General features: G+C 74.0%; 8 protein-coding genes. 3 read left to right on the top strand and 5 right to left on the bottom strand.

Features of this window, described 5'->3' with window-relative positions; genetic code table 11:
- Nucleotides 1-90: 90 nt before the first annotated feature.
- Nucleotides 91-756 carry a GntR family transcriptional regulator gene (locus OG982_RS24235; protein ID WP_323139276.1) on the bottom strand — a complete coding sequence of 222 codons (666 nt, stop codon included), beginning with the start codon at nucleotides 754-756 and terminating at the stop codon, nucleotides 91-93.
- A 130-nt stretch (nucleotides 757-886) separates the two neighbouring features.
- Between OG982_RS24235 and OG982_RS24230 the strand changes: the two genes are divergently transcribed.
- Together OG982_RS24230 and OG982_RS24225 are read left to right on the top strand one after the other, a co-directional pair.
- Nucleotides 887-1,750 carry a (2Fe-2S)-binding protein gene (locus tag OG982_RS24230; protein WP_266949968.1) on the top strand — a complete coding sequence of 288 codons (864 nt, stop codon included), beginning with the start codon at nucleotides 887-889 and terminating at the stop codon, nucleotides 1,748-1,750.
- Between the two features lie 192 nt (nucleotides 1,751-1,942).
- Nucleotides 1,943-3,001 (top strand): DUF2637 domain-containing protein, encoded by a 1,059-nt coding sequence (locus OG982_RS24225; RefSeq protein ID WP_266783374.1) that lies wholly within the window; start codon nucleotides 1,943-1,945, stop codon nucleotides 2,999-3,001.
- A gap of 53 nt (nucleotides 3,002-3,054) precedes the next feature.
- Here OG982_RS24225 and OG982_RS24220 read toward each other — a convergent pair whose 3' ends face one another.
- From OG982_RS24220 to OG982_RS24205, 4 genes are all read right to left on the bottom strand, one after another.
- Nucleotides 3,055-3,486, bottom strand: a complete 432-nt coding sequence (locus tag OG982_RS24220; protein ID WP_266791740.1) for an ATP-binding protein — start codon at nucleotides 3,484-3,486, stop codon at nucleotides 3,055-3,057.
- A gap of 165 nt (nucleotides 3,487-3,651) precedes the next feature.
- Nucleotides 3,652-5,394 (bottom strand): pyruvate dehydrogenase, encoded by a 1,743-nt coding sequence (locus tag OG982_RS24215; RefSeq protein WP_266783376.1) that lies wholly within the window; start codon nucleotides 5,392-5,394, stop codon nucleotides 3,652-3,654.
- 57 nt (nucleotides 5,395-5,451) lie between these two features.
- Nucleotides 5,452-7,164, bottom strand: coding sequence for a protein phosphatase 2C domain-containing protein (locus OG982_RS24210; protein ID WP_266783378.1), 1,713 nt, complete (start codon nucleotides 7,162-7,164; stop codon nucleotides 5,452-5,454).
- Nucleotides 7,165-7,266: 102 nt separating this feature from the next.
- A complete protein-coding gene (locus tag OG982_RS24205) occupies nucleotides 7,267-11,037 on the bottom strand; it encodes a S8 family serine peptidase (RefSeq protein ID WP_266783380.1) in 3,771 nt (1,256 codons plus the stop codon).
- Nucleotides 11,038-11,235: 198 nt separating this feature from the next.
- Here OG982_RS24205 and OG982_RS24200 point away from each other — a divergent pair, with 198 nt between their 5' ends.
- Complete coding sequence (locus OG982_RS24200) at nucleotides 11,236-12,213, top strand: helix-turn-helix domain-containing protein (RefSeq protein WP_266783382.1); 978 nt, start codon at nucleotides 11,236-11,238, stop codon at nucleotides 12,211-12,213.
- The last annotated feature ends 15 nt before the right edge of the window (nucleotides 12,214-12,228 follow it).

Genomic DNA, 12,228 nt, shown 5'->3' with positions numbered 1-12,228 from the left:
CATCCAGCCCCGCCGACGATTGAGGCGCGGGGGCTCGGGGGCCGGCACCGGGCAGCCCCGGCGGTGCCGTTTCAGGCGGGACGGCCGTGGCTACGGGTGGGCGTGGGTGTGGATCAGGGAGTCGGACAGGGGGAGGTCGCCGGCGATGAGGGCCTCCAGGAGCGTCACGTGTTGCGCCGCGTCGGCGACGAGCCTCGCGCGCGGGGTGCGGGCCACGCCCGGGAGGGGCCATTGCGCGCGGCGGTGGAGTTCCTCCGCGACCTGGACCAGCTCCGCGTTGCCCGCCAGCGCGAGGACCTCCCGGTGGAAGTGCCGGTCCGCCTCCGCGTACCCCGCGAGGTCACCCGCCTCGGCCGCCACCACCGTCGCGTCGGCCACCGGCCGCAGCCCGGCCCACACCTGGGCCGGCACCGTCCGCGCCAGCCGCAGCATCACCGGGACCTCCAGCAGCGCTCGTACCTCCGCCAGCTCCGCCAGCGCCCTCGGCGTCCGCGCCAGGACCCGGAACCCCCGGTTCGGCAGGCATTCCACCGCCCCCTCCAGGGCCAGCTGCTGCATCGCCTCCCGCACAGGCGTCGCCGAGACCCCGAACCGCTCCCCCAGCGCGGGGCCCGAGTAGATCTCCCCCGGCACCAGGTCGCCTGCCACCAGCGCCGCGCGCAGCGCCTCCAGGACCTGCCCGCGCACCGAATGGCGCAACACCTTCGGCACCTTCCGCGCCTGCGCCGGGATCCTGGCCTGGGCCGTTTCGCGCACTCGGTCCTCCTCCAGGGGTCTCGACCTGCTCAGGAAAAGAGAATAGGCGACCGGGTTCTCGCACCACCGGCGATGGTCAGGTAAGGTAAGGCTTACCTGTTAACGATCGCGTGATTCGGCGGTGTCCAGCATGCCCGTCCAGGCCGTCACCGCCGCCACGGCCGTCACCGCCACCACGGCCCTCAGCGCCGCCTACGCCCGCCTGACCGAGGCGTACGGCGGACTCCAGGTCATCGAGCGGTCCGCGCACGAACCCTCCCCTCGCGGTGTGGGGTGGGTCGGCGCGGACGAGCTCGCGGCGGGCGACAGCGCCCTGGACACCTTCCTGGAATGGGACGAGGCCCAGGTCCTGCGGGACTACGGGCAGCCGGCCCGGCCGGACGTGATCGCCGGTTTCGGGCTGCACCGGTACGCGTGGCCCGCCTGCCTGCTGATCACGATCCCGTGGTTCCTGCTCCGGCGGGTCCCCCGGCTCCCGGCCGCCGAGGTGGCCTTCCACCGGACCCTCGGCCAAATGGCCGTCCACGTCGAAAGCTTCGCCTGCCTGCCGGACGACCCGGCGGCCGCTCTCCCCGGGGCCCGTGTCGTGCCCGACGAGGAAGCGCTGCGCGAGGAGGTGCGGGCTGCGGTGGCCCAGCACCTCGGAGCCGTGGTGGAAGGTTTCGGCCCGCGGATGCGGCGCGGCCGCCGCGCCCTGTGGGGCATGGTGACCGACGAGGTCGTCGAGAGCCTCTGGTACGTCGGCCACCTGCTCGGCGAGGAGCACCGGGCCATGGCCGAGCTGGAGGCGCTGCTGCCCGGCTCGACGGCTCCGTACACGGGGGGCGCTGGCTTCCGCACCCTCACCGGTCCGGACGGCGAGGCGTTGCCCACCCGGGATCGGGCCGGGTGCTGCCTCTTCTACACGATCCGCCCCGAGGACACCTGCGTCACCTGCCCCCGTACCCGCGACGCGGACCGAGTCGTGCGGCTCACGCAGGCCGCCGCGGGCTGAACCCACCCGCCCGGATGAACGTAAATCGAACTCAACGCCGTTCAAGCGAGCGGGAGTTCGAGACACAACACCCTATCCGACGGGCCCCGCCCCCCGATGGCGTCGTCTTGGCCCGAAACCCGCATGAACGGCCGGCCGGCTGCGCCACTATGGCGCCCGGAACGCCGCATACGCGAGGCAAGGGACATCCGCATGAGACTGACCGACATATCGCTGGACTGGCTGCTGCCCGGCAGCCTGCTGATCCTGGGCGTACTTGCGGCAGTGGCGGTACTGGCCCGGGGCAAGCGGGACGGCGAGAAGGCCGCGGCCGAGGACAGCTGGGAACGCAGCGAGGAACGGCGCCGCCGCAAGGAAGCCGTGTACGGAACCGCCTCGTACGTCCTGCTCTTCTGCTGCGCGGCGGTCGCAGCGGCGCTCTCCTTCCACGGACTGGTCGGCTTCGGCCGGCAGAACCTGAACCTCTCCGGCGGCTGGGAGTACCTGGTCCCGTTCGGTCTCGACGGCGCGGCCATGTTCTGCTCGGTGCTCGCCGTCCGCGAGGCCAGCCACGGCGACGCGGCCCTCGGATCCCGCATGCTGGTCTGGCTGTTCGCGGGCGCCGCCGCCTGGTTCAACTGGGTGCACGCCCCGCGCGGCCTCGGCCACGACGGGGCACCGCAGTTCTTCGCCGGGATGTCGCTCTCGGCGGCCGTCCTGTTCGACCGGGCCCTGAAGCAGACCCGCCGGGCGGCGCTGCGCGAACAGGGCCTGATTCCGCGGCCGTTGCCGCAGATCCGGATGGTCCGCTGGCTGCGGGCACCCCGCGAGACCTTCGGCGCGTGGTCGCTCATGCTGCTGGAGGGCGTCCGCACCCTGGACGAGGCCGTCGACGAGGTACGGGAGGACAAGCGCGAGAAGGAGCAGGACCGGCACCGCAGGCGCGACCAGAACCGGCTGGACCGGGCGCGCATCAAGGCGCTGGGCCGCCAGCACCGGGCGTTCGGGCGTTCGCGCGGCCGCCAGGTCGAGCTGCCGGGGCTGACCTCCCAAGCGGGCTCCGCGCCGGTCGGCGCGGAGCCGGCCATATCGGAAGCGGGACAGCTGCCCCTGCGACGCCGGCCCTCCCTGCAGGCCGTGAACGCGGCCGAATCCCTTGATCCGGCCGGTCCCCGGACGGTGGACCTCACCGCCGAGGACGACACCCAGACGATCCCCCGACTCGACTCACTGGAACGCAAACTCAAGGACCTGGAGCAGCAGTTCGGCTGAGCCGGACTCCAAGGCCCCGGACCCGCGGGGCCCGTCCGAGCGCGTACGCGCGCTCAGGCGGGCCCCGCTTCGCACGCTCCGGCCAGCTCGAACCACACCACCTTGCCGCCGCCGCGCGCGGGCGCGTCCACGCCCCACGCGTCGGCGAGCGCCTGTACGAGGACCAGACCCCTGCCGTGCGTACCGTCGTCGGCGGTCGGTACGTGCGGCCGGGGCCGGCGGGCGGCGTAGTCCCTGACCTCCACCCGCAGCCGGCCGGCGGCGAGACTGGCGGACACCTCCGCGCCCTGCTCGGTGTGGACCAGGGCGTTGGTGACGACCTCGGTGATCAGCAGCTCCGCCGCCTCGGCGGTATCCGAGCGGCACCGGTGGCGCATCAACTCCCGTAACGCCCGCCGCACTTCGCCCACGGCCTTCAAATCGGCCCGGCGCAGACTGCGGCTCATCTCCAGCGTGTCCACCGCGTCCGCCCCGTCCCCGTCCATGGCCGACGGTTCGCGCGGTACGGGCCGCCCCCGTCTCCACAGCTTCCCGGTCTTCGCCCCCACCCGCACGGCGATGTCCTCCCCCGCGTCGCGCTCCGATAACGAAAGCCTCTCGAACAGGCCTACGGGAGCATGCCCGCCGGGGCAATCCGCACTCCTGCGGGGTCAGGGGAGGGGCACGTTTCGGAGGTTGGATCGAGCCATCTGGATCATGCGGCCCACCCCGCCGTCCAGCACGATCTTGCTGGCGGAAAGTGCGAACCCGGTCACCATTTCGGCGCTGATCCTGGGGGGAATGGACAATGCGTTGGGGTCCGTGACCACGTCCACCAGAGCCGGCCCCTTGTGCCGGAAAGCGTCCTTCAAAGCCGCTGTGAGCTGCTTGGGCTTTTCCACCCGGACCCCGTAGGCACCCGCCGCGCGGGCGATCGCGGCGAAATCCGGGTTCTTGTTCGTCGTCCCGTACGAAGGAAGGCCGGAAACCAGCATTTCCAACTCGACCATGCCGAGCGATGAGTTGTTGAAGAGGACCACTTTGACGGGCAGGTCGTACTGCACCAGGGTGAGGAAATCTCCCATCAGCATCGAGAAACCGCCATCGCCGGACATCGAGACCACTTGACGGTTCCGGTCGGTGAACTGTGCCCCGATGGCCTGCGGGAGGGCATTGGCCATGGAGCCGTGGCTGAAGGAGCCGATGATGCGGCGCTTGCCGTTCGGGGAAAGATAGCGCGCGGCCCACACATTGCACATGCCGGTGTCGACGGTGAACACGGCGTCGTCGTCGGCCAGTTCGTCCAGCACGGCGGCCACGTACTCGGGGTGGATCGGCGTGTGCTTCTCCACCTTGCGGGTGTACGCCTTGACCACGCCCTCCAGCGCGTCCGCGTGCTTCTTCAGCATCCGGTCGAGGAAGCGGCGGTCGGTCTTGGCCTTCACCCGGGTGTTCAGGACGCGCAGGGTCTCGCGGACGTCGCCCCACACGGCGAGGTCCAGCTGGGAGCGCCTGCCGAGGTGTTCGGGCCGGATGTCCACCTGGACGATCTTCACATCGTCGGGCAGGAAGGCGTTGTACGGGAAGTCCGTGCCCAGCAGGATCAGCAGGTCGCACTCGTGGGTGGCCTCGTAGGCCGCGCCGTAGCCGAGCAGCCCGCTCATGCCGACGTCGTAGGGATTGTCGTACTGGATCCATTCCTTGCCGCGCAGCGCGTGCCCGACGGGGGCCTTGACCCGGCCGGCGAACTCCATCACCTCCGCGTGCGCCCCGGCGGTGCCGCTGCCGCAGAACAGGGTGACCCGGTCCGCCTCGTCGATCAGCCGGACCAGCTTCTCGATCTCCCCGTCGCCGGGCCGCACCGTGGGCCGCGCGGTGACGAGCGCGTGCTCGACGGTCTTCTCGGGCGCGGGCTGCGAGGCGATGTCCCCGGGCAGGGACACCACGCTGACGCCGCCGCGGCCGATGGCGTGCTGGATGGCGCTCTGGAGCACCCGGGGCATCTGCCGCGGGTTCGAGATCAGCTCGCTGTAGTGGCTGCACTCGGTGAACAGCCGGTCGGGGTGGGTCTCCTGGAAGTAGCCGAGGCCGATCTCGCCGGAGGGGATGTGCGAGGCGAGTGCGAGGACGTGGGCCATCGAGCGGTGGGCGTCGTAGAGGCCGTTGATGAGGTGCAGGTTTCCGGGCCCGCAGGAGCCCGCGCAGGCCGCGAGCGAGCCGGTGATCTGGGCCTCGGCGCCGGCCGCGAAGGCGGCCGTCTCCTCGTGCCGGACCTGGATCCAGTCGATTCCACCCGTTCGGCGGATCGCGTCGACGATCGGGTTCAGGCTGTCGCCGACGACTCCGTACATCCGCCGCACGCCCGCGCGCACGAGGATGTCGACGAACTGCTCCGCCACGTTCTGCTTGGCCATGGAGGGGGTGCCCTTTCTGTGCCGTGTGCGCCTTCCATCCACGCACGTTCCCCCGGATCACGCCTCCCAGACGGCGGCGGCCGTCCGGTCGTCGGCGTAGCCCTTGAGGCGCAGCTGGGTGTCCGCGAGGAAGGCCGCCAGGCCGGGCGGCTCCGGCTCGGCCCAGCGGGCGCCGAGCGCGGCCGGGAGCAGGGCCTCCTCGCGCATCGGCTCAGCGAGGCCGCCGGAGCAGAGCAGCAGGGTGTCCCCCGGGCGGGCCACGGAGGCGCGGAACCGGAAGCCGCCGCCGGCCGGGTCCTCGGGGGCGGGCTCCCGGGGGTCGCGCCCGGGCTCCAGGTCCTGCCACTGGCCCGCGCGGAGCCGGAACAGGCCGCCCGCGCCGGTGCCGAAGCTGACCCGGGTCTTGCACTCCGGGTCCACCGGGAGCAGCAGCCCGCGTAGCCCGGCCGTGTACTCCTCCTCCGCGAGGCCGAGCTCGGCGGCGTGGGCGCGCAACCGGCCGTAGCCGCGGTCGGTGAGCCGCTGGAGCCCGGATCGCAGGGCGTCGCGCCGGCCGGACCGGATGTCCGCCGCGAGCCGCTCCTGGCTGCGGCCGATGGCGGCGGCGACCCAGTGGCACACCTCGGCGGCGGCCTCGCGGGCCCCGGGGGCGGCCCGGTCGCCGCCCGCGAGGGCCACGAGGACGAGGGCGTCGTCGCCGGTGCCGAAGCGGGCGGTGAGCAGGAAGTCCCTGCGGGCCTCGCCGCGGTAGCGGGCGGAGTCGCCGCGTACGGAGGCGGCGCGCAGGGTGTACGTGCCGTGGCGGGCCCCCTCCAGGACGGTGTCGGGGACGAGCCGGTCGAGGTCGGCGGGGTCGGCGACGGGCAGCGAGCCCGGCTCGGCGGCGTAGGTCGGTGCCCGGTCGCCGAGGTGGCGCACCTCGGGCCGCCGTCCGACCGCGCCGACCGGCTCGGCCGCGGGCGGGGGCCCCGGAGCCGCCGGCGGAACCTCCTGCACCGCCTCCCCGTCGCGCGGCACCCCCCACCGCCACACCGGCAACTCGGGCGCCTCCTCCGGCTCGGCCGGCGCCGGCGGCACGGTCACGTCCCCGAGCGCGTACCCGGTCGGCCCGGCCTGCCGCGGATCCCGCGGCGGCCCCGGCCGCAGCTCCGGACCGGCCTCCGGGCCCCGCCCCAGAGCCGGCCCCGGCCCTTGCCCTGGCACGGACCCCGCCCGCGCTCCCGGAAGCGCCCCGGGCACGGCGCCCGGCGCCACGTCCGGGCCCCGTCCCGTCCCCGGGCCCGTGCCGGACTCCGGACGCCGATCCGAACGCGCTCTCGGAGGCGACCCCGGGGCGGTCCCCGGCACCGCGTCCGGGCTCCCTCCCGGCCGGGGGCCGTTGACGGACTCCGGACGCGGGTTCGCGTCCGCGACGGGGTCCGGCGGCAGGTGTCCGCCGGCCTCCGGCCGCAGGTGCGGGGGCAGGTCGGGGCGCGGGTCCGGGCGCCGGGCGCCGGGCACGGCCCCCGTCGCCCCGTGGAGCCCCGGCTCCGCCGGGCGTGCGGCCGTCCCCGCGGCGCCCAGCGGGTCCGGACGTCCCTCCGGCGGCGGCTCGGGGTGGCGTTGGGACGGGAGGAGGGGTGGCGGCGGCTCCCCGGGGGCGGGTGGGGTCACCACCACCGCTGCCGAGCGGAAGCGGTGGTCCAGGGTGTCCCCCGGATCAGGCTCCGGTCCCGCGTCCGGGTCCTCGTACAGCTTCTGCCACCAGTCGTCCGCGCCCTGCTGACTCATGCCCCCATTCTCGGCCCGAAGGCCCGTCGGAAAACGCCGAATACCCGAAAGGGGTCCAGCGGGCCGCCGCCCGCCGGACCCCTTCCCGGTCAGTCGTACGAACTAGCGGACGTCGTACGCCCGCGCGACCGTCTGGGTGACGGACGCCCCGTTCGCGTCCGTCAGTTCGACCCTCAGCGTCACCGGCCTGCCCCCGGCACCCGCGTGGTCCACGACCGCCGTCCACCGGCCGTCCCGCTCGCCGACCTTCGCCTGCGTCCAGTGCTCACCGTCGTACGAGTACGCCAGCTTCGCCGACTTCAGCGCCCCCGGCCGGTATCCCGCGTGCCCGGTGGCACCGAGCCCGATCGTCTGGCCGTCCTTCGCCGCGAGGGCCTTCATCCCGTCCTCCGGCACCGTGAGCGCCGGGAACAGGATCGGCAGGCCCTGCGAGTACTGGGTGGGGTCCGCCTTCGAACGGAAGGTCCACGAGGTCACGACCCCCCGGGAGCGCTGCCAGGTCCGCGCCGGGGCGCCGATCTTCTCGACCTGCTGGGTCAGTTCGTACGTGGCCTCCCCGGCCGGGACCTCGAACACCCCGGACGGGTACCAGCTCTCGCCGATCTGCTCGCCGTCGCGCTTCAGCACCAGGCCGCCGATGTCGCCGAAGGAGCCCGGCTGGGCGTAGTGCCCGCTGTCGCCCCACATCGCCGGGGCGAAGCCGATCAGGTTTCCCTGACGTTCGGCGGCGAGCACCGCCCGGCCCGAGGCGTCGCGCGGCGCGACGGGGCCGATGACCCCGTCGTACCAGCTCTCGCTCCGCTTGCCGCCCTTGGCGTACGTCCGCTGCTGGTCGGTCATGAACTCGCCCCACGGGAAGCTGCTGGAGACCAGGTGCTCCCAGGCGGTGTCGCCGGGCGTGTAGTACTCGGTGCGCTTGCCCGGCACCGCGACGGTGTCGAGGCCGCCGAAGAAGACGGCGTTGCCGAGCGGCCGGTAGGCGCCCGGCAGGTCCATGAAGTCGGCGCCGACCCCCATGGCGTGGTAGGTGGACTCGGCCGCGCCGAGGTCGCGGTCGCGCACCCGGTAGGTGCGCTCTCCCCGGACCTGGCCCTGCTCGATCTGCGCCAGGTTGTAGACGTACGGGCTCTTCGCGGCGGCCTTCCAGGCCAGCGTGACCTTGCCCCCCGCGAGCCGCTCCAGCAGGGCCTTCGCCTCGGCCGAGTCGACGGTCAGCGCCGGGAGCGAGCCGCCCGCGTAGCCGGTGAAGCCGACCCAGCGGCCGGGGGCGTCGCGGTGGGCGAGGACGGCCTTGGCGCCGGCCCCCTTCGCGCGGTTCGCGACCTCGTACAAGGAGTCGTCCGCGGCCTTGACCAGCACGATCGCGCCCTTGGCACCGGCCGCGGCCAGTTCCTCGGCGGTGCCGGCGCCCGCGTCGACCAGGGGTGCGCTGCCGGTTCCGTCGAGGTTGTCGCTGCCGGTGGAGGCGGTGATCGGGTGCAGCACCGGGCCGCCGCCGGCGGCCTTCAGCTCGGAGACCAGGGGCGCGGCGGCCCGCCAGTAGCTGCCGAACTCGAACGCGCCGTCGTCCGCGCGGCCTTCGACCGAGGCGTAGTAGCCGCGGATGGTGCGACCGCCCGCCGCCGTGCCTGCGTGCAGCCAGGTGTCGTCCCAGTGGCGGGCGAAGGCGAGGGTGGTGTTGCGGGCCTCGGTCGGCCGCTCGGTCTCGATCGAGAGCCGGGCCGCCTTGCGGGCGTCCAGCGTGACCACCGTGTCCTTCCTGACCTCCAGCTGCGGGCGGCCGAGGTAGGTGAGGGAGTCGTACAGCGTGGCTCCCTCGCCCGCGTCGAGGGTGGCGACGAAGGCGGACAGGAAGTACGAGCCCGGGCGCACCCGGTAGACCTGGTCGGCGGCGCCCTCGTTGAAGCGGCGCTCGCCGCTGGCGTCGTCGGTGCCGATCACGTCGAGGGAGGAGGGTCCGGCGGCCGGCTTGCCCCAGCGGTCGATCAGCTTGACGCGCAGGGTGACGGTCTCCGGCTCCACGTAGAGGGAGAAGGGGGTGGAGACGCGCGCGCCGTTCGCCGTGGCGACGACGCGGCCGGTGACGTCCCCGTACTGGGAGCGTTCCAGCCGGGCGGCCGGGTCGAGGGCGAGCGGCACCTTGACGGTGGCCCCGGCCGGGACGGTCACGGTGCGTCGCTCCAGGCGGGCGATCCGGCTGCGGACGGCCGAGCCGTCGTTGCCGGTGACCTTCTCGACGGCGAGGTCCAGGGTGACGGGCCGGCTGCCCGTGTTGGTGTACGGGATCTCGACGCCGGTGCGGTCGCCGCGCTCCTGCGGCCAGTGGTACGTGCCGCCCTGCACGGCGGGGGCGCCGATGACGGCCGTGTCGATCGCCGCCTTCACGTCGAGGCGGCCGCCGCCGGTCTGGCGCACGTCACCGGGGACGGCGGTGTTGGCCGAGCCGACGAGGGCGGCCTTGATCTGCTGCGCCGTCCAGTCGGGGTGGCGCTGCTTGACGATGGCGGCGGCGCCCGCGACGTGCGGGGTGGCCATCGAGGTGCCGCTCATGGACTGGTACGCGTACACCCCGCGGCCGCCCATGGCGGCGGCGGAGATCCCGACTCCGGGGGCGGCGATCTCGGGCTTGAGGGTGTGCTGGGGTCCGGCGGGGCCGCGGCTGGAGAAGGGGGCGGTGGTGTCGTCACGGTCGACGGCGCCGACGGTCAGCACGCTGGGCGCGCAACCGGGCGAGGAGACCGTGTTGTTGCCGGGTCCGGAGTTTCCGGCGGCGATGACGAACAGGGTGCCGGTGCTGCGCGCGAGGTGTTCGGCGGCGGCGGACATCGGGTCGTCGCAGGCCGTCTGCGAGGGGTCTCCGAGGCTCATGGAGACCACGTCGGCCTTGCTCTCGACGGCCCATTCCATGCCGGCGATGATCCACGAGTCGAGGCCGTAGCCCTGGTCGTTCAGCACCTTGCCGCTGAGCAGCCCGGCCCCGGGGGCGACGCCCTTCTTGGCGCCGCCGCTCTCGGCGCCGGAGCCGCCGACGGTGGAGATGGTGTGGGTGCCGTGGCCCTGGCGGTCGGCGTCCGTGTCGGAGTCGGTGAAGTTCTCCGAGGCGGCGACGCGGCCCTTGAGGTCGGGGTGTTCGAGGTCGGTCCCGGTGTCGAGGACGGCGACCTTGGTGCCCTTGCCGTCGTATCCGGCGGCCCAGGCGGCGGGGGCGTTCACCTGCTTGGTCGAGCGTTCCAGGTTCGCCCGGACCTTGCCGTCGAGCCACAGCTTCCTCAGGCCGCCGGCCGCGCGGGAGCGGGTGTCGGTGACGTCCGCCCAGAAGGCGGCGGCCCGCTGCTTGTCGGCGGCGAGCGCGACGGCGCCGATGGAGGCGAGGGTGCGGGAGCGGTCGGCGCCGCGCGGGGCGGGCGGTGCGCTGCGCGCGACGTTCACGGAGCCGTCGTAGACCGCGATGAGCGGAAGCTTCTTGGCGTGGGCGTCGTCGTAGCCCTGCCGGATCAGGCCGGTGACGTTGAAGAGCTCCCGGTCGACCTTCCCGGCGGCGAGCGCGGTGACGGCGCCTTCGGGGTAGACGTAGAGGTCCTCGCCGGACTGGCGGGTCTGCACGAGCGGCTGGGAGCCGTCCTCGCGCGGCATCGCGGTGGCGGCGCTGCGGCCGGCGGCGTCGGTGGAGACGAGGATCCGGTCGCCGGTCACGAGGGTCACCGTGACGGGGGCGCCGGACTGCCGGGCGGCGGACTCGCTCCCGGTGAGCGGTCTGTTCCCCGCTCCGGGCGCTCCGTCGTCGCTCGGCCGTGCCGAGGACGGGCCGACGGCGGTGACGGCCAGGACGGCCGCGATGGCCGCTCCCAGTGCCGTGCGCGATATCGGGCGCATCGCTCTCCCCAGGTGAATTCCGGCCATCTCCTGCGTTGCGCGGCGAAGTCGCCGCGTAAGTGGCTTATGGCCTGCGGTGGTTGGTGCTGCGGTGGCGTCACCTTGGCAGAGTGGCGGTGGGTGCGGCGATGATGTCCGGGGCGGGTTTGCGCCGTGGCCGCTTCCCGCCAGGCGCCGTGCGGAAATGGGGTGGGCGGGTTGCTGGGTGCGATAGGCCTGGACGAGGGCCAGGAGTCGGCGTACCGGGCGCTGGTGGCGTTGGGCGCGGCTGAGGTCCCGGACCTCGCGCACCGGCTGACGCTGCCGGTGCCGCAGACCGAGCGGGCGCTGCGGCACCTGGAGCGGCACGGCCTGGCGGCGCAGTCCTCGGCCCGGCCGGGGCGGTGGGTGGCGGCCCCGCCGGGGGTGGCGCTGGGGGCGCTGCTGACCCAGCAGCGGCACGAGCTGGAGCAGGCGGAGCTGGCGGCGGCGCTGCTGGCGCAGGAGTACCGGGTGGAGGCGGCCGAGCCGGCGGTGCACGACCTGGTGGAGGTGGTGACGGGCGCGAGCGCGGTGGCGCACCGGTTCCACCAGCTCCAGCTGGGCGCGGCGCAGGAGGTGTGCGCGCTGGTCAGCGGGCGGCCGCAGGTGGTGACGGGGATGGAGAACGAGGCGGAGGAGCGTGCCTCGGTACGGGGCGTCGAGTACCGGGTGGTGATCGAGCGCGAGGTACTGACCCTGCCGACCGGGATCCGGGAGGCCTCGACCGCGCTGGCGCGGGGCGAGCGGATCCGGGTGACGGGCGAGGTGCCGACGAAGCTGGTGATCGCGGACCGCAGCCTGGCCATGGTCCCGCTGACGGCGCGGGGCGCGGAGCCGGCGGCGCTGGTGGTGCACGCGTCGGGGCTGCTGGAGTCCCTGATGGGCCTCTTCGAGGCGGTGTGGCGGGAGTCGCTGCCGCTGCGGCTGGGCTCCGCCGGGGCGCCGGAGGAGTCGGACGGCGGTCCGGACGCCACGGACCTGGAGATCCTCTCGCTCCTGCTGGCGGGGATGACGGACGCGAGCGTGGCCAAGCACCTGGAGCTGGGGCTGCGGACGGTGCAGCGGCGGGTGAAGGGCCTGATGGAGCTGGCGGGGGTGACGACGCGGCTCCAGCTGGGCTGGTACGCGTACGAGCGGGGCTGGGTGGCCCGATAGCGCCCGGTCGGTCAC

This window comes from Streptomyces sp. NBC_01551 (genome assembly GCF_026339935.1).
Classification (GTDB): Bacteria; Actinomycetota; Actinomycetes; order Streptomycetales; family Streptomycetaceae; genus Streptomyces.
The sequence above is the reverse complement of the archived record's forward strand: the minus strand, read 5'-3'. Positions and strand labels throughout refer to the sequence as shown.